Source organism: Hungatella effluvii, assembly GCF_003201875.1.
GTDB classification, from domain to species: Bacteria; Bacillota; Clostridia; order Lachnospirales; family Lachnospiraceae; genus Hungatella; species Hungatella effluvii.
Genome location: NZ_QJKD01000001.1, coordinates 457,851 through 475,891 on the forward strand (window position 1 = coordinate 457,851; position 18,041 = coordinate 475,891).

General features: G+C 50.4%; 14 protein-coding genes. 3 read left to right on the top strand and 11 right to left on the bottom strand.

Going from position 1 to position 18,041, the window contains the following annotated elements; genetic code table 11:
* Positions 1-328: 328 nt before the first annotated feature.
* Positions 329-1,867, top strand: coding sequence for a response regulator transcription factor (locus tag DFR60_RS01870; RefSeq protein ID WP_110321360.1), 1,539 nt, complete (start codon positions 329-331; stop codon positions 1,865-1,867).
* Positions 1,851-3,635: a sensor histidine kinase gene (locus DFR60_RS01875; protein WP_110321361.1), complete on the top strand. Its 1,785-nt coding sequence runs from the start codon at positions 1,851-1,853 to the stop codon at positions 3,633-3,635. Before DFR60_RS01870 ends, DFR60_RS01875 begins: the two co-directional genes overlap by 17 nt.
* 135 nt (positions 3,636-3,770) lie before the next feature.
* Here DFR60_RS01875 and DFR60_RS01880 read toward each other — a convergent pair whose 3' ends face one another.
* Entirely contained in the window at positions 3,771-4,646 is an 876-nt protein-coding gene (locus DFR60_RS01880) for a peptidoglycan recognition protein family protein (RefSeq protein WP_110321362.1), read from the bottom strand.
* A 1,541-nt stretch (positions 4,647-6,187) separates the two neighbouring features.
* Between DFR60_RS01880 and DFR60_RS30760 the strand changes: the two genes are divergently transcribed.
* On the top strand, positions 6,188-6,526 hold the full coding sequence (locus DFR60_RS30760; RefSeq protein WP_243004956.1) for a hypothetical protein: 339 nt from the start codon (positions 6,188-6,190) through the stop codon (positions 6,524-6,526).
* 175 nt (positions 6,527-6,701) lie between these two features.
* Here DFR60_RS30760 and DFR60_RS01890 read toward each other — a convergent pair whose 3' ends face one another.
* The 10 genes from DFR60_RS01890 to DFR60_RS01935 all read right to left on the bottom strand — a co-directional run bounded on the left by DFR60_RS01890 (position 6,702) and on the right by DFR60_RS01935 (position 17,895).
* Positions 6,702-7,913 carry an MFS transporter gene (locus DFR60_RS01890; protein ID WP_110321364.1) on the bottom strand — a complete coding sequence of 404 codons (1,212 nt, stop codon included), beginning with the start codon at positions 7,911-7,913 and terminating at the stop codon, positions 6,702-6,704.
* A 313-nt stretch (positions 7,914-8,226) separates the two neighbouring features.
* Positions 8,227-10,263 (bottom strand): BglG family transcription antiterminator, encoded by a 2,037-nt coding sequence (locus DFR60_RS01895; RefSeq protein ID WP_110321365.1) that lies wholly within the window; start codon positions 10,261-10,263, stop codon positions 8,227-8,229.
* Positions 10,264-10,394: 131 nt separating this feature from the next.
* Positions 10,395-10,703 (bottom strand): PTS fructose-like transporter subunit IIB, encoded by a 309-nt coding sequence (locus DFR60_RS01900; protein WP_002600942.1) that lies wholly within the window; start codon positions 10,701-10,703, stop codon positions 10,395-10,397.
* Positions 10,704-10,730: 27 nt separating this feature from the next.
* Positions 10,731-11,798, bottom strand: a complete 1,068-nt coding sequence (locus tag DFR60_RS01905; RefSeq protein WP_055656364.1) for a PTS fructose transporter subunit EIIC — start codon at positions 11,796-11,798, stop codon at positions 10,731-10,733.
* A 4-nt stretch (positions 11,799-11,802) separates the two neighbouring features.
* Complete coding sequence (locus tag DFR60_RS01910) at positions 11,803-12,255, bottom strand: PTS sugar transporter subunit IIA (protein ID WP_110321366.1); 453 nt, start codon at positions 12,253-12,255, stop codon at positions 11,803-11,805.
* 236 nt (positions 12,256-12,491) lie between these two features.
* The gene (phnX, locus tag DFR60_RS01915) at positions 12,492-13,274 is read right to left on the bottom strand and encodes a phosphonoacetaldehyde hydrolase (protein WP_110321367.1); all 783 of its coding nucleotides are present in this window, start codon (positions 13,272-13,274) and stop codon (positions 12,492-12,494) included.
* Between the two features lie 4 nt (positions 13,275-13,278).
* A complete protein-coding gene (locus DFR60_RS01920) occupies positions 13,279-14,376 on the bottom strand; it encodes a 2-aminoethylphosphonate--pyruvate transaminase (RefSeq protein WP_110321368.1) in 1,098 nt (365 codons plus the stop codon).
* A 60-nt stretch (positions 14,377-14,436) separates the two neighbouring features.
* Positions 14,437-15,429, bottom strand: a complete 993-nt coding sequence (locus tag DFR60_RS01925; RefSeq protein ID WP_110321369.1) for an extracellular solute-binding protein — start codon at positions 15,427-15,429, stop codon at positions 14,437-14,439.
* Positions 15,426-17,114, bottom strand: a complete 1,689-nt coding sequence (locus DFR60_RS01930) for an ABC transporter permease subunit (RefSeq protein WP_110321370.1) — start codon at positions 17,112-17,114, stop codon at positions 15,426-15,428. The genes DFR60_RS01925 and DFR60_RS01930 overlap by 4 nt, the downstream gene beginning before the upstream one ends.
* Before the next feature lie 4 nt (positions 17,115-17,118).
* Positions 17,119-17,895 (bottom strand): ABC transporter ATP-binding protein, encoded by a 777-nt coding sequence (locus DFR60_RS01935; protein WP_110321371.1) that lies wholly within the window; start codon positions 17,893-17,895, stop codon positions 17,119-17,121.
* Between the last annotated feature and the right edge of the window lie 146 nt (positions 17,896-18,041).

Sequence of the window (18,041 nt, forward strand, 5' to 3'; positions counted from 1 at the left end):
ATTAGCAGTTCTTAATGCGCAGAATTTTTCGTTCAGTGAAAATCCCCACTTGTCTGAGCGCAGCGAGTTTGGGGATTTTCACTGGTTTTTAGAAAAATACTGCACATTTAGAAATGCTTATGCCCGAAACCGGAACTGGAAAGGCCCGGAAAACGAAAGGACTGGGCCGGACAGCGGCTGCCGGAAGCGGGGGCTGAACTGTTACTTTGTACCCCTATTATATTGGATTTACAATTTTCTGAACATATGCTAATATTACTATATTCTTTAAAATCCTACGATTTATTTCTGTATTCTGTGCGAAAGACGCAAAAAAGGGGGGAAATCTGTGTTTCATTTATTAATTGTCGAAGATGAAAAACGGACACGGGAGGGATTGTGCCGCCATATCGACTGGAACGGAATCGGTGTCGATCCCGTAACCGCTGTCGCGGGCGGGATGGAGGCGCTGCTTGCCGTGGATGATATCAAGCCTGATATTCTGCTGTCCGATATACGGATGCCTCATATGACAGGAATTGAGCTGGCGACCATTATCCGAAAAAAATTTCCCAGATGCAAAATCATTTTCCTCAGCGGTTATGCAGATAAAGAATATCTGATGTCTGCAATCGAGCTGAAGGTGGTTAATTACATAGAAAAACCGATCGACGTGGTTGAGATACGGAAAGCGGTATCAAAAGCGGTCATGCAGCTGGAATCCGAGCAGAAAGAGGAACTGATACACGACGGATTTCAGAAAACCCTTCCGATTATCCATGAGGAGATCGTCTCCGCCCTCGTTTCCCCAGGCCTGGACTGGCAGAGATTCAGTCAGGACTTTATCCCGCTCTATTTTGAGTGGACTAAAATAGGGAATTACTCCCTGTCCTGTATCCGGCCCGTCAAAAAGCTGGCCGGTGATGCCGGTGCCAGAGCCTTTCTCTCTTCGGTTGCCCGAGAACTCGAGCAGGCGCACGGTCTTGCTCCGGACGATTACCTATTAAGCCTTCGTTCTTCGAGAGAGGCCGTACTCATTTACAGGAATCTCCCCCCCTCTGTTATGACGCGCATCCTGGGGGACCTTCAGGCTTCCGCATCAAAATCCCAGCTTCCGGAGACGGCGATCGGAATCAGCTGGCCCTGTCTCTCCCTGACGGAGATTCCCGAACTCTATGCTGCGGTATCACGGATGACCGAATATGAAAGCTTTTACTATGAGAATTATGGGACGACTACTTTTGCGGAACCGCTGCCTTTAAAAGAGGTTCCCAAAAATATCTTTCGTCTGAAGGAACTGACCTTATCCGGTGCGGAAACACTGTTTGACACTCTTGCCCGGGAAAAGTATACGGACATTCCCTATATTCGCGGTGAACTTTACAAGATTTACATGATGACCATAGAAAAAAGCTGGGATGAAAGGGTGGTGTCCTGGGATGCGTTTGAGACGCTTTCGCTGGCGGAATACAGGGAGCTTATCTATTATGAAGTCAATACCATCCAGCTTTTAGGCGGCGACATCTACGATATTAAGATTAAAAATGCGGTACATTACATTCTGTGGAATTACTCCAATCCCGACTTGTCTATCAAGGTCATCGCAGATCACGTAAATTTATCGCAGAATTACTTAAGTACGCTGTTCAAAAAACAGACCGGGGTAACCATCAATGACTTTCTTCTGAATATCCGTGCGGAAAAAGCGTGCCGCCTTTTAAGTGATACGGACTTAAAGCTTTATGAAATTGCGGAAAGGATAGGTCTTTTGGACGCCAATTACTTAAGTACTGTCTTTAAGAGGCAGTACGGTGTCACACCGACACAGTACCGCAGGACTACGGCAAAATTTCCGAGAAGGGAGAAAATCCATGAAGGTGATTCATAACATCAAACGCTGTTTTTCTTCTATGAATTATATGAAGAAGCTGTTTTTCTCCTATTTCCTGATTATTTGTCTGATTCTTGTGATCTTCTCTTCGGCCAGCTCCTACTATTCATCAAAATCGGAGACGAAGCAGGCGCTGTATACGGCTAAGAACATGCTGCTCCAGACCACGGAATTTCTCGGCTATAAGGTAACCTCCATCAAGAACATCATCAATGTGATCAGTGCAGATGAGACAATCCAGACCCTGATTGCCTCCAGCGATGAATTTAACAGAGAGAGTCAGAACAACTGGATTATATTAAGCACGACGGCAAAGAGCATCATGTACAATGCCAATACGTCTAAAGATATCCATAACATCCGCCTCTTTGCGCCAGGCGGCCCCATTTCCTTCGAAAACAGCAAGGAATTCGGCCAGCTCACGGAGGAAGAAAAAGAGCGCTGGTATGAACGCTCCTCCGAAAAAGAAAATATCAGTTCCCTGTGGCTTCCCGCTTCGTTTTTCAGCTCCTCCGATAAGCTCGGGGCCATTACCTACGTGAAGAAAATCCCCGATTCCAAAAATTTAAATCAGTATTTGGGAACCCTGACTGCCACGATCAGTAATTCTGCGTTTAAAGACGTAGTTGCCCAGGCGGCTACTACGCTGGGTACCTCTGTCCTCCTCTACAATTCATATGGTGAGACGATTATGTATCACGGAAAGGAGGACTTTTTTACGCCGGCAGATGTCGAAGCGCTGCATTTGCAGGCCGCTTCGGACACGGATTCGGAGCTGCAGCAGATTAAATTTAATGGCAAAAATCACTTTATTGGAATCCAGCCGATCAGCGGCTGTGACTGGACTCTGGCTATTCTGACTCCTTCCTCCGATATCTTAAGAGCGACGAGACGTTACCAGCAGCAGACCATCATCCTGGTCATTCTGTTGATCGTTCTCCTGATTCCGGTACTGTACCGGACCTCGAAGCAGTTAAGCTCCCGCATCTACGTGTTGAAGGAATACATCTCCAGAGCCGTCAGCTCTAACTTTGAGATCGAACCGCTCTGCAACGGTACGGATGAAATCGGTGTTCTAACCAACAGCTTCAATGACATGGTCCGGCAGATCTCCGGTCTCCTGAAGGAACAGTACAAGCTGGGTTATGAAATCAAGGATCTGGAATTTCAGGTTCTCCAGTCACAGATCAATCCCCATTTTCTCTACAATACGCTGGACATGATCTACTGGCTGGGAATCGATAATGAGGCGCCCGATGTGGCGGAGGCAGCAAAAGAACTGGGACGTTTCTACATGCTGAGCCTTGGACATGGGGAGACCATCGTCTCCCTGAAAAATGAGCTGGACCACGTGGCCGCCTACGTCAACGTCCAGAATATGCGGTTTGAAGATCATTTTAAGCTGACCATCGATGTGCCGGAAGAGCTATACGACTATAAGATTATCAAAATTATTCTCCAGCCGCTGGTTGAAAATGCAATCCTTCATGGAATCCGCGAAAAAAGTTCGGAATCTGGAGAAATTACCATCAGGGCTGGGCTGGAAGACGGCGTGATTACCATTTCTATTGAAGACGACGGGATCGGAATTCCAGAGGAGAAGCTGGGGACACTCCTTACCCGCGGGGAAAAGAATTCCGGCTATGGAGTATGGAATATTCATGAAAGAATCCAGCTTTCTTACGGAACGCAGTACGGCCTTCGCTACACGAGCCGGCCGTATATCGGCACAACGGTATTTATTACATTTCCGGCGCTGCTGTAAATGAGAGACACCGTTATTTTTAAGCAGGAAAAAGGAGTGGAACGCATAAAAATGGGTCCACTCCTTTTATAATGATTTGTTATCTAAAATCTTCTGCTGCCGACAGCACTGTGATTTGCTTAAACTGCATTTCCCTTACTCCGCTTTCATCGTTTCCAGATTACCGGCGTTTTCATTCTGGCCGGTACTTTTCTTGCCGTTATCAGAATTATCACTTTTGAAATTTTCACTTTCGGAATTATCAGTTCCGGCCTTTTGGCTGTCAGGCCTGCCATTCTTATTCAGTTCCTTTAACGCCGCCTTTACATCTTTTAAAAATGCATTCCACTCGTCTTCATGGGCCACATAATAACGAGGGCAGTCTTTTCCTGTGGCATCGTAATGGCGGATCACATCTTTTTCTGTCAGATCCAGTTCCCAGCAAAGCCAGGAAGTCAGCTTCACCAGGGAAGCATATGTATCACCGGTAAACTTTCCATCCTCGCCGGGATGGCAGTTCTCAATCGAAACCGAGTCCAGATTCTTTTCCTTCGATGTGGAATAGGCGATTTCATCCAGTGGAATTCCCTGAAGAATCTCCCCGTCAAGCCCTATGATAAAATGGCTGCTGGCCGAGGTCGCCTTATCTCCCTTCTGATCTTTTAAATTGTTGAAATAATTCCAGTTCTGCTTTGCAGTCGTTCCCGGATTCGCCACGTAATGAATGATGATCTCATTAACCCGGTTCATCTTTGTTCCCGGCCTGGAATACGGATTCACTTCGAAGAAATCCTGCGTAATCCAGTCAGGAGCGACAAGGGCGCTTAGATCGATAGCTCTGCGTTCTATCCGGCCTTCCATATACAGACTGAGCGCTCCCAGAACGGCTCCGGTCAAAAGAGCCAAAAATGCGGAAAAGAGGCCAAATAAAATCCTCGCTCTCCGGCGCTGCCGTTTCATTCTTTTCTGTCTTCGTATCCTGGAACGTCTCCGCATCTCAAGATCTTCGTATCTTTCATTATCCCGATTCATTTGTACCGGCTCACCTCGCCCCCATTTTCTCTTACATAAGTGTAAGTCGTGAAGGCCTGAAATGTCAACAATCATACTATTAAGCTTTTATTACAAATTTCACCGGAAATTCTTATTGTTTTGTAACATATAAAAACAACAATCCCTTCCTGTGTATATAATGATAGTGTAACTGTATTTTATTTGAAAGGATAATGATCATGAATTCATATAATAAACAATGTCAATGCCGCTGTCCCGGCTGTTGTCCCGGCTGCCCTGGCTGCTGCCACGGCCCTGCTCCGGAGCCATGCCCTTGCCGGGTCGGACCGACCGGAGCTACTGGGCCAACTGGACCGACCGGAGCTACCGGGGCTGCTGGTCCGACAGGGCCTACGGGGGGGATGGGTGATACTGGACCTGCTGGACCAATTGGGCCCACTGGGGTGACAGGCCCTCAGGGAGTTACAGGGGCGACCGGGGCGACCGGAACTACGGGACTGACTGGAGCTACGGGGCCTACCGGTTCCACTGGAATTACTGGACTTACTGGAGCTACGGGGCCTACGGGGCCTACTGGGGTCACTGGCGCTACTGGAGCGACTGGCCCTACCGGACTTACTGGTGATCCTGGGCCTACGGGGGGCACTGGGGCTACGGGAGTTACTGGGGCGACCGGGGCTACGGGATCCACTGGCACTTTAGGACCCACTGGGCCTACAGGACTTACTGGTGATCCTGGGCCTACTGGGCCCGCTGGCGCTACTGGTCCTACTGGCCCAACAGGACTTACTGGTGATCCCGGACCTACTGGACCTACCGGCGCTACCGGCCTTGTTGGTCCTACTGGGTCTACTGGATCTACTGGCCCAACTGGACTCACCGGGGATCCTGGACCGACTGGAGTTACTGGACCTACCGGTCTTACCGGCCCTACTGGTGCCACCGGACCTACTGGACCTACCGGTCTTACCGGTCCTACTGGTGCTACCGGATCCACTGGCGCTACTGGCCTTATTGGCCCTACCGGACCCACTGGTCCTACTGGCGCTACTGGCCTTATTGGCCCTACTGGCCCTACTGGGCCCATTGGTCCTACTGGCCCTACTGGTCTTACCGGTTCAACTGGCTCCACCGGACTTACCGGTCCTACTGGCCTTATCGGTCCTACCGGTCCTACCGGTTCAACTGGCTCCACCGGATCTACTGGCCCAACTGGCCCAACCGGCATTACTGGTCCAACCGGCTCCACCGGACTTACTGGTGCTACTGGCCCTACTGGTCTAACTGGCGATCCTGGCCCAACCGGACCCACTGGCATTACTGGCCCAACCGGTCCCACTGGCATTACTGGCCCAACCGGAGTCACCGGCTCCACTGGCCCAACCGGTTCCACCGGAGTCACTGGCCCTACCGGCCCCACTGGCCCGACCGGTTCCACCGGAGTCACTGGCCCTACCGGAGTCACTGGCCCAACCGGCGCCACTGGCCCGGTACCCGACGATATATTTGGATCTTTTATCAATTTCGCCGCACTGTTTACAAATGCCACATTGATTCCCATGGGGATCGGCGTTGCCGATACAACGGGCAATATTGTGCTGACAGATCCGACGCACGTTACGCTGGCTCCCGGTATCTACTCTATTTTTTATGAAGTATCTGCCTTACTTTCAGATTCGGGCTATATGCAGATTACGCCCTTCTATAATGGCGCGCCTCATATCGAGTATGGTATCTACTTCATGACTAATTCCGGGCGTTCCAGTGCATTCGGTTCTGTATCATTTATCATTGAGGTTCCTACAGAAACCGCATTCAGCTTAACCTTCAACAGCCCCGTAACTGCCAGCGAAGGCACACTTACCATGGTAATATTTAAACTGAGAAGAGATTTATAATGCAGGACTTCCACTAACTACTAAAGCGTGCCCCACACAACTTCAAAGCCGGACAACGCATTGGCATCAACCATACCATGTGCTGTCCGGCTCATTTATTCCCTCTTTCTTTATCAAACCCCTTATCAACGAATTCGACGCATATAAGGCATTATATTCACAATAAATCACATAATTAATTACGCAATGCAACATTGGCCTCTTCCCTCATCTTCCCCGATGCCAGAACTCCCAGGATCAGCAGAATCGGGAAGACCAGCGCCGCGAGAATGCCGGTACGCAAATCATCTCCGAATATGCCAGAGATACGACCCACCAGAAGTGGTCCGCCAGCGCAGCCAATATCGCCGGCCAGCGCAAACAGCGCGAACATGGCGGTTCCGCCGCCTGGAATCTTTTTCATTGCAAGACTGAAGGTCGAGGGCCAGAGCGCTCCTACCGCGAATCCACACAGGGCGCAGCCGGCCAGGCTTAAAACCGGCCACGGCGACAAGGAAATCATCAGATAGCTCACCACACAGAGTCCGGCGCTTCCCAGCATGATCTTCTCCAGCGAAAGCTTCTCGCTGAATTTAGCAGAAACCACACGGGAGGTTCCCATAAAAAATGCAAACGCACACGGTCCCGCCAGGTCACCGATACTCTTCGACACGTGCAGAGCCGACTCGGCAAACGCGGACGCCCACTGGCTCACTGCCTGCTCACTGGCCCCCGCACAGATCATCAACACCATGAGGATCCAGAATACCGTCCTCCCGGAGAGCGTCCGGATTGATAGGCCTTCCTCTTCTTCTGCCAGCGTACGGATCGGCACAACCATAAAATACAGCGCATTTGCCAGCGGCACGGCAGCCCAGATCACAGCCAGCAGCTGCCATTTGTCGATGCCAAATACGAAAAAGAACGCAGTCGAGAGAATTACTACCCCCATATGTCCCCAGCAATAGAAGGAGTGCAGCAGGCTCATGGCCGCTTCCTTCTTCTCTGTCGGGCACGCCTCCACGATCGGGCTCACTAAAACCTCAAGCAGACCGCCTCCGATGGCATAGAGGATAATCGACGCCATCAGCCCGGGATAACTGTCCGACATGAGTCTGGGCAGAAATGCCATTCCGATCAGCCCCGCCGCGGCCAGCAAATGGGCTCCCACCATGCAGATCCGGTACCCGATGCGGTCCACAAAATGGGCAGCAAAAAAATCCACAAGCAGCTGAACGCCAAAATTTATAGTAACCAGGAACGATATCTTTGCCAGAGATATCCCAAAGCTTCTCTGAAATGTCAAAAACAGCAGCGGTGCGAAATTGTTTACAATGGCCTGGGTAATATAACCGATATAGCAGGCGTTTAAGGTATGTTTGTAGTTTTGTCTGATCTTGGTCGTCATGATTCCTGCCTTTCTCTGTTACTGTTCAATGTCCGCTGACCACTTCCGCCGTCCGGTCTGCCCGGTTGGTTCGCGCCCCGTTTTCTGTGACTTTGCAGGGTATTAGCGGTTCTTAACGCGCAGAATTTTTCGTTCAGGGGAAATGCCCACTTGTTTGAGCGTCAGCGAGTTTGGGCATTTTCACTGGTTTTTAGAAAAAATTTGCACGTTTAGAACCGCTTATGCCCGAAACCGGAACTGAAAACGGGGCGCGAACCAACCGGGCAGACCGGACGGCGGAAGTGGTCAGCGGACCGTGAACAGTAACCTTTCTCTACAGTACTTCGAATTCACAATTCAATATTGTCTGATAAATCTCTTCCTCATTGGAGCACTGCTCCAGATCATGGATAAACGGCGTGGTCTTCACCATACGCATCAGCGTCACGACCGCCGGAATGTGCTCTTTCGAGTCCCGGCTTGCCAGGCACAAGATGACCTTCGCCTTCTTGTCCCCAAAGTGAACCGGCTGCCGGCTGACCAGCAGGCTTAAGCTGGTCTGATGGATCCCCTCCACCCCTTTTCCATGCAAAAGTGCGAAGGAATCGTCCGATACCGCGTAAAATCCCTGTTCTTCTATGAATTCTATCATATTATCTGTATAAGTGCTATCTATAAATCCTCTTTTTTCCAACAATGCCGCACTCGCCCGCACCGCGGCCCTCCATTCGTATTCCTCCGTCACCAGCCGGATACAGTCAAACTTCAGGAAACTGCTGAAGCTCTTGGGATTGTGCACCGTCTTTACCGTCTGGTATCCCAGCTCCCGCTCGATGACCTCCATCACTCTCGCCCTGGTGGCCGCGTCCAGGAAGCCCAGCTTTTCTTCAATGGAATAGTATCCGGAAAGTATGGTTTTCCTGGGAATATCCAGCTGCTCGATGGCCGTTTTATCCTCCGGACGCAGGATAGGATTCACCACAATGCATGGTCTCGGGAGGCTGTTGTTCAGCCTGATGGTCGACAGCACATAGTCGATGCCGGCCCAGTCCGGGTAGGAAGACAGTTTATAGATGGGAATCGTATCCATAATATGAATCTGATACTCGCTGAGCAGAGACTCCTTAAGCATGGTAGTAGTGCCGTAGCCGTGGCCGCAGACCAGGAGCACTCTCTTATAGGGTGCACTCTTCATCCGCTTGATGCTGGCCATGAAACAGACCGTCAAATAGACAACTTCGTCCTCATTCGTAATATCTTCCAGCGTATCGATCTCTCTGCAGACGGAAGTCATCACCGCGTACAGCTTCCGCTCCTCCGGCCCCAGCAGAGAAATCATATTGTCATTGATCTCCACGTGGTTTCTGACACGCTGAATCAAAGGAATCATATGGTTTAAAAGCCCTTCCGCCAGCGTCTTATCCTTATCAAACGGCATATCGAGACGTTTTGACATGGCGGATATCAGGGAAAATGTCACCGACTGCGCATGAACCGGGTCTACATCCGCACTGCCTCCCGCCATTTTATTGGTAAAATCATACATTTTCGCCATCATGCACACGTGATTCTCCGACACGGGCCTCCCGATGATTTCCTCCAGCTTTTTCGCAAACCGGCCGTAGACTTCCGTGTCAAACTCCGGCATCACCGTGATGTCGAGAGGATATTCCTTGTCGTGGAGAATGAACCAGACCAGAACCACGATATTGGACATATACCAGAGATAGGAACTGCTGGTCAGAGTACAGCCCAGTTCCTCCAAAAGCCCGTCGACCACCATCACCACATTGGCGATCGACACGCCCTCAAACGCCTTGTGTATGATATGGATACAGTAAAACTCGTAGGAATTATAGTTAGTAAATGGATTGATCAGATAATCGATATACTTCCTGAACTCCTGGTTCATCAGAGTGGTTCTCTTAAGCTTTGGTCCTGCCAGATAGAAATGACCAGAATAGCCGATTCCCATCTCGTCCTTTTTCAACTCCTCATCCAGCGCAGCCATATCATTTTTCACAGTAGATCTGGAGACGCCAAACTGTTCGCTTAGCTGGTTGATCTTTAAATCCTCATTTCGTATCATCAGAATCAGGAGCAGGATGGACATGCGCTCCCTGCTCGTGTAGACGACCTCATTGCCATCCTCTAATCCCTTTAAATCCAGATTTGCCGGATATTTCAGCACTCCCTTAGAATGTTTTTCAATTTCAGGCAGGTGCTCCAGCGATAAAATGTCGTTGATCCGGTCCACATCGTAGCGCACGCTCCGCTCCGACACTCCCAGCTCCTTCGCCATCTCCTTGTAGGTGGATTCGCCCTGCGTTTTCAAATGACGGATGATATTCAGCATTCTTCCGTTAAACATAGTCTTTTCCCCTGCGCGGCCCCGCCGCTCTTCTTCTCTCTAAACGCAGATAACAGGACAAGAGAAGATACTCCCCATCTCCTCTTTGTCCTGTCTCTCACGTTATGTATAATCATGCTCCCCTGAATGCATTACTGAAATGTATCCTGAATCTTTTTCATAACGGCGTCTGATTTCTTAATTAAATCGGACACTCCCATCTTCAGAACTTTTTTTCCCTTAAAACGGTCCAGCCCTTCCAGAGCCACGTCATTGACCAGAATCACGCAGGCCGCCTCGTCGATATCCTTCTGCTTTAACTGATTCTCCACACCGGCTCCGCCCTGTGTCTCGATGATTACGTCAATTCCCAGTTTCTGTCCGGAAAGCTTCAACGCTTCCGCTGCCATATATGTATGTGCCACACCTGATGGGCAAGATGTAATTCCTACTACCTTCATTGTAATATCCTCCTTGAAATTTTTCTATTATAATTCGTCAAATGTGATCTCATCGAGTCCGTCGTCTTCTGCCGCCGCTTTGACCGCGGAATCGTCAGTATTGTTCTTCTTTAATAAGTTTACCATAATTGCAGTTACAAATCCACCGGCTAATACGGAAATGATATACCAGATTCGTCCCTCAACAACCGGAAGTACAATGAGTCCGCCCCATGGCGCATGGTTTAACACACCGGTTAAGAAAGGAATGATGTTGCCGACGACTGCGCCCACAATCAGGGACGGAATAACACGTAACGGGTCATTGGCTGCAAATGGAATCGCTCCTTCTGTGATTCCCACACATCCCATCAGGATAGCCGCCTTGCCTGCTTCTTTTTCTTCTGCATTGTACTTCTTCGGAGCCAGCAGGGTTGCGATACCCATGCCGATCGGAGGCGTACAGATCGCCACACCGACACCGCCCATCAGATATGGAAGTGTATCGACCTGTGTCTGTGCAAATAAGGTTGCCACTTTATTGATCGGGCCGCCCATGTCAAATGCGGTCATGGCGCCGAGAATCGTTGCTAACGGAACTCTGCCCACATCGCCGAGACCGGAAAGCCAGGAGGTTAAGGACTGCATGATAAATGCGATCGGTGTGCCGATCCCCCATACGATGATACCGCCTGTGATAAAGGTACCAAGCAGCGGGTAAATGAAAATGGAGCCCAGTGTCTTTAAAGAAATCGGAAGCTTAATCTTCTTTAGCTGTTTTACCACAACACCGGCAATCAGACCGGCCGCCATACCGCCGAGGAAGCCGGCGCCCATGGAATTGGCGAGATATGCTCCGATCATACCAGGGGCCAGACCGGGTTTATCCGCGATCGAGTACGCGATATATCCGCCCAGAACCGGAACGAACAGTGTCAGGCCGCCGAGACCGATCTGCGCAAGACCCGCCAGCCAGCCCTCGGTAGGAGTTGCCGCTCCTGCCGGATTTAACATAACCGAGATGGAAAACAGAATACCGCCGGCTACGATAAACGGAATCATGTGGGACGTACCAGTCAGAATGTGCTTCTTTAAAATCTTAATTTGCTCTTTCATTTTCTTACCCCTCCAATACTTCCGTTAAGATGTCAAATACCTGATCCTTCGTGCTGCTTCTCAAGGATTCTCTGAATTCCTCATGCATCAGCTGTCTTGATAAATTCGCCAGGATCTTCATATGTGTATCTCCCGCCTCAGAAAGCGGTACTGCGATGAGAATGATCAGATCCGCCGTCTCCCCGGTCTCTTCGTTCCAGACCACCGGCCCTGCTGTTCTCGCAAATGCCACGCTCGCTTCCAGAACGTGGTCCGTCTTACCGTGCGGCAGCCCCATGTCGAAGCCCACATAGGTCGGTGCGATGGCTTCCCTCGCCAGCACGTCCTCGAAAAACTCTTCCTGATTCGTGATCTTTCCGGCTGCGTCCAGTTCCTTCACCAGAACGCTTATTACGTCCTTTTTTTCCGCCGCGTCAATGTCAAATACGATGCAGTTCTTATTAATTAATTTACTCATTGCAAACCTCCTGCCGGCTTCTGCCGGTTATTAAAAATTCCTTTGTTCCAGGCCTGGAAGAATTTGTTTGTTCCTTACATGCCTTATCATAATCCAGTTTACGGAAAATGAAAAGATAGAACATTTGCAAAAAAAAATTACAAAAATTTGCGGCCCTCCGTCCAATAAAAAGACGTCAAAAATATCGGCTGTATTTAAATGTCAGCCGATACTTTGACGCCTTTTTTCTGTTTGCGTTAATCCACCCTGCCTTCCGCCACAAGTGCAGCCACTCCGCGGATATCCGCGATCACGTAGTCCGCACCGGCCTCCCGGTAGCGTCTTTCGACTTCATCCGCCTTCGCCCTTCGCTCATCTGCGGATAACGCCTCCCATTCCGCCTTTGTAAGCCCCAGCTCCGAGCTTCCTTCCACGATTCCCACCGCGGTAACCCCCGCGTTTTTCGCCTCCAGAATATCGGATATCGTATCTCCCACCTTCATGACTGCATTTACGGAGGTGACCTTTAATGCCTCCATGTTCCGGAAGATCATGTAAGGATAGGGGCGCCCCACATGCCCGGTGGAATCCGGCGTAAACAGGCAGTCAGGCTCATAACCGGCCTTTTTCGCCTCCCTGGTGACTATGGCCATCATCTCATCCGTATATCCGGTTGTCGATCCGATCCGAATCCCCGCAGCCCTTAATTTCTCCACGGTTTCAAGCACATACTCCTTCGGTTCGGCAAACTGATCCAGCACCTTCATTAATTTATCCAGGAACAGATCGTGCATGGCGTCCGCATCGCTGTCCTCCGGCTCTCTTCCATGGATCTGTACGAATTCCCGATGTATCCGGTTCATCCTCAGCATTGTCTTAATATGATCCCATTTCAGCATTCCCATGGGCTTTCTGGTCTCCTCCATGGTCGGCTCAACGCCAAACTCCTTAAATACCTCAATAAATGTCTGCACCGGCGCGAAACACCCATAATCCACAGTCGTTCCCGCCCAGTCAAATATAACCGCTTCCCATTTCATAGATTTAATTCTCCTTTTCCTTCCAATAATCAGCCAGAATCGCACAAAGCTTTTCCATGTCTTCCGGATAGATTTCTCCAATATTTCCCACGCGGAAGGTTTCCGCATCGGTCACCTTTCCCGGATATATGGCGTATCCCCGCTCCTTGATATAGGAATACATCTCCTGAAAGCTGCAGCATTTATCTTCCGGATAGAAAAACGTAGTAATGATCGGTCCCTGATGTTCCGGCCCTACATAGGGGCGGAATCCCAGCTGTTTTAATCCCTCAATCAGTATGCGGTTATTTTCCGCATATCTCGCGTGTCTGGCCGCAATGCCGCCTTCCGCCTCCAGCTCCCGGATCGCCTGTGCAAATGCGAGAACCACGTGGGTTGGCGAGGTATAGCGCCATTTTCCATCGGCTTCCATACATTTCCACTGGTCATACAGGTCCAGGGACAGGCTCCTCGCCACGCCTTTTGCCGCTTCCAGCGCGTCACGCCTGCATATGATAAAGGAAAAACCTGGAACACCCTGAATGCACTTGTTCGCGCTGCTGACTATAAAATCAATGCCCCATTCACCGACAGGAATTTCCATGCCGCCAAAGCTTGACATGGCGTCCACAATCATGATTCTCCCCGCCGCCTTTACGACGCGGCTCACAGCCTCTATATCATTTAAAACCCCGGAGGTGGTCTCACTGTGCACCATAGCAACATGGGTGATCTGCGGATTATCTTCCAGCATTTTTTGAATAACCACGGCATCGGGAATCTCATCATAGGCGGTCTCGTACACCGTACAGGAGATTCCCGCGTGGTCCGCGATCTCCCTCATACGAAGCCCGTAAGAGCCGTTCGCCGCAATCAGTAAATGATCCCCATCCCCTATGGTACTCGTCAAAACGGATTCCACGCCGAAGGTTCCGCTGCCCTGCATCAAAACGGCCGTATACTCCGGTTCCTTCACGCCTGCCAGCTCTAAAAGCTTCTTGCGTATCCACTGTGTTATCTGCTTATAGTCGTCATCCCAGGTGCAGTGATCCACCATCATCTCTCTCTTCACGGTATCCGTGGTGGTCAGTGGTCCCGGTGTCAATAATTTATACTGTATCATGCTTCTTATTCCCCTTCTTATTTTGATTGCCTTTGCATATTCCTTCAGCGCCTCTGCATTTTACTCCAATACCTTTGCATTTTCCGACAACTGCTGATGCTTCTCCAGAAGCCCAACCGTCAGCTTCTCCGGAAATACCATAGGGTACGCGGATTTGTTGGCAGAATCACTGCTCTCTCCCTCATATACCGGCAGCGGGTAAGTCTTAAGCAGCTCCTGGCGGCCGTTTTTGATGATGCATTCCGCCATCTCCATGGCCAGCGGATTGCTCTCTGTTCCCTTATCGACTACTGCGACAGACTCAGTCAGTGAGAAGTTGCCTTCCGGCGGGTCCACATAGTCCACAGGAAGTCCATCCGCCTTGTCCGCGACGGCCTGATGGCGAAGACCGAAGCCCACCCCCACCTCTCCGGCGCGCACCTTTTTAAGCGGCGCGGAGCCTGAGCTCTCGATATGATCTCCCGCGTTCTGATAGATGCCGGCGAGAACCTCCGTCGCCCCCTCCTCTCCGTAAGCGCTGACCAGCGCCTGGATGAGCAGCCATGCAGTGGAAGAACTCTTTACATCGGTTACGGATACCATTCCCGCATATGCCGGGTCCGCCAGGTCCTTTAAGCCGGTCGGCATCGGCAGGTTATTCTCCTTTAAAACCTCCGTATTTACAAAAATGGTTCCTTCCTGGGCCGTAATCGGTGTATAGAACGCCGGGTACTCGGCAAGGGGCTTCGTCTCAAAGGACAGGTCCTGAAACATCTGATTCGTCTCCTGTGCGCTGTCTAAATAGAAGGAACTCATGGTGACCAGATCAGCCTCGATATTAGTTCCCTCCGCAAGAAGTTTTCCGCCCAGCTCGGAGGTTCCAAAGGACTGAAGAATGTATTTTCCCTCGTAGCCATTACCGTCCAGCGCATTTTTCATGGCCTCTATGGCCTCGTCGTCCGCATTCGTATAGATTACGACTTCCTGCGCCTTCTTCTGACATCCGGTGAGCGCGGTCATCGCGCCCAGGGCACAGACCATGGCCAGTGCTGCCGCTCTTTTTCTGTTTTTCATATTCTTACTCCTCCTGAATTTTCCTGTTTTTTTCTGATCCATTGCAATATTCTGCCGGCCTTCGCCTCTTTCCGATCCGTCGCCAGCCAGGAAAACAGCGCCCTGGCCGCCAGGTTCGTGAGCAGGATAAAGATGGACAATACAAAAATCTCATTATATTTCGTGTAATACTGCAGTTCCTTAATCTTCGTGGTGATCACCATCGTCCGGGCTCCCGCGATAAAGATCACGGCGCTGACCGTTACCATGGCGTTTACAAAATAGTAGCTGAATACTTCCAGAATGGTAGCCATGGCATTGGGCGTCACCACCCGCACAATCGTCTTCAGCCAGGTGTCCCCCATGAGCATGGCCGTCGTCTCCCAGGATGCGTTCATTTTCGCCAGAGAGTTTTTCATCATCAGATACGGCGTGGAAAAATAGTGAATCACATTGCAGATGACGATGAGGGTCAGGGTATTCTGCAGGGAAGTACCTGAGAACACCAGCATATAGGCGATACCCACCACCATGCCCGGTATGGTATTGGTAATCAGGGATATGTTCTCGATCACCCGTTTCACCTTTTCCGGCAGATGGCTCCGCGCCGTGGAAAGGGCCGCTCCATAGGTGGTTAGAGAGCCGGTAAGCGCGGTTAAAAATGCAACCAGCAGGGAATTCTTATACACTCCCAGCAGACTCTTATCGCTCAGAACGCTCTGCAAATGCTCCATGGTAAAGCTGACCCGGTACGGCCATTCTTCCACAAACGGCACCACGAAGATCACCGCGAACACCGACAGCACCACCACTAAGACCAGGGCGCTTCCCAGGCCGAGTATGCCGTCCCTCAGCCGGTTTCTCCGTATTTCTATCACGGAGATTTTATTGTAGCGGATATTGTATTTCTCCAGATAATGCAGCAGCGTGATCGTGAGCACCGACGGGATCAGCATCAGAATCGCAACCACAGAACCGCGGTTAAAATTCGGTATGCTGCCCAGCATCTCATTGTAAAGCACTGTCGCCACCACCTCATACTTCCCTCCCACGGAGGCAGGAATCCCATAGTCCGTAAAGCACAGGAAGAAACACTGTACAAAGGAGGCCGCCAGCGTCCCCAGCAGCGGCCGGGCCACCGTCCGGAAAAACGTCTGCCACGGATTATCCCCCATAATCCGGGATACAATGGAGAATTTCTTGTCTATGTATTCCATGGTGTTGGACACCAGCAGAAATGACACCGGCAGCGTATAGATTAAATATCCCAGCAGCAGCCCGTAAAAGCCATAAAGCTCGAACAGCTGTCTTCCGAACAGCCTCGTGATCAGTCCCTGCTTTCCAAAGGAATAAATAATGGCAAATCCATACGTAATGGTCGGCAAAAGCATCGGTATCACCGCCGCCCGCCGGATCAGGCTTTTATAGAAGGAGGGCAGATTGCTGTAATGAATGGTGTATGCAAGCAGAAATGCCAGCAGCGTCGAAAGGATCGCGCAGCACACCGATATCTGAATGCTGTTGCCGAACGCCGCTGCGAATCCCCTTCCTGTCAGAACCTCAAGGTAATTGCCGAAGGTCAGAGCACCGCCTTTTTCAAGGGACTTATAAAACAGACGGCAGAGCGGCACGATCAGAAAACCAAGGAACAGCAGAGTGACCGCCAGAAATATCCCCTTGATCTCCACTTCTTTCTTCTGTTTCATAACGCTACCCTACTCTCACTTCCATGATCGGTGCGGCCGTCTGTTTAAACAGCGTGAATATGTGGTTGCGCTTGATCACCAGCTGGTTTAAGATGAATTCCTTCACGAAATCATTTTCCGGAGTCTCGATGATCTCCTCCGGCCTTCCATATTGGGAGATCCTGCCCTGATTGACGATCAGCACCTTATCCGACAGCGTCAGCGCCTCCTCGGGGTCATGGGTGACGATGATGGTAGTCAGGTGGTAATCCCGGGCGATCTGCCGGATCTTATCCTTGATGGATTCCTTGATCACACCGTCCAGTGCGCTGAGAGGCTCATCCAGCAACAGAATCCTCGGTTTCATCACCATGGTTCTCGCCAGCGCCACTCTCTGCTTCTGTCCTCCGGAAAGCTGCTCGATCTTCTTATGCAAGTGCTCCCGCAGCCCCAGCAGATCAATCAGTTCCTCCACCTCCTGCGGCGTCGAGATCTTCGGGTTATTTTTCAGGCCGTAGGTGATATTCCGGTACACGTTCAGGTTTGGGAACAGGGCGTAATCCTGAAATACGATGTTGAAGCCCCTCTGTTCCATGGGCATATCCGTGATCGCTTCCCCGTTGAATATGATCTCCCCTTCATCCGCCCCGGTCAGACCCAGAATCAGGTTCAGGAGCGTAGTCTTTCCGCATCCGGAGGGACCCAGGATCGAGACGATCTCGCCCTCCTCAATATTCAGGTTGATATCCTGCAAAATAATATTTCCATCATACGATTTTTTCAGATTCTTAATCTCTAGCATAGAAACTCCTCTCATGGTTCATATATGGCGTGTCTGCCTTGCCGACGTCTCTATGAAACCATATTTTTCCTGCTTTCAACTACCGTCTTATTGAAAATTCTCTGTAAAATGGGCGTAAAAAAAGCTGTAGAATTTCTACAGTTCGA

Excerpts from the sequence above, each read along its gene's own strand:
- DFR60_RS01875 (WP_110321361.1), top strand. The coding sequence starts at position 1,851 with ATGAAGGTGATTCATAACATCAAACGCTGTTTTTCTTCTATGAATTAT.
- DFR60_RS01880 (WP_110321362.1), bottom strand. The coding sequence starts at position 4,646 with ATGAATCGGGATAATGAAAGATACGAAGATCTTGAGATGCGGAGACGT.
- DFR60_RS30760 (WP_243004956.1), top strand. The coding sequence starts at position 6,188 with ATGGGGATCGGCGTTGCCGATACAACGGGCAATATTGTGCTGACAGAT.
- DFR60_RS01890 (WP_110321364.1), bottom strand. The coding sequence starts at position 7,913 with ATGACGACCAAGATCAGACAAAACTACAAACATACCTTAAACGCCTGC.
- DFR60_RS01895 (WP_110321365.1), bottom strand. The coding sequence starts at position 10,263 with ATGTTTAACGGAAGAATGCTGAATATCATCCGTCATTTGAAAACGCAG.
- DFR60_RS01900 (WP_002600942.1), bottom strand. The coding sequence starts at position 10,703 with ATGAAGGTAGTAGGAATTACATCTTGCCCATCAGGTGTGGCACATACA.
- DFR60_RS01905 (WP_055656364.1), bottom strand. The coding sequence starts at position 11,798 with ATGAAAGAGCAAATTAAGATTTTAAAGAAGCACATTCTGACTGGTACG.
- DFR60_RS01910 (WP_110321366.1), bottom strand. The coding sequence starts at position 12,255 with ATGAGTAAATTAATTAATAAGAACTGCATCGTATTTGACATTGACGCG.
- phnX (WP_110321367.1), bottom strand. The coding sequence starts at position 13,274 with ATGAAATGGGAAGCGGTTATATTTGACTGGGCGGGAACGACTGTGGAT.
- DFR60_RS01920 (WP_110321368.1), bottom strand. The coding sequence starts at position 14,376 with ATGATACAGTATAAATTATTGACACCGGGACCACTGACCACCACGGAT.
- DFR60_RS01925 (WP_110321369.1), bottom strand. The coding sequence starts at position 15,429 with ATGAAAAACAGAAAAAGAGCGGCAGCACTGGCCATGGTCTGTGCCCTG.
- DFR60_RS01930 (WP_110321370.1), bottom strand. The coding sequence starts at position 17,114 with ATGAAACAGAAGAAAGAAGTGGAGATCAAGGGGATATTTCTGGCGGTC.
- DFR60_RS01935 (WP_110321371.1), bottom strand. The coding sequence starts at position 17,895 with ATGCTAGAGATTAAGAATCTGAAAAAATCGTATGATGGAAATATTATT.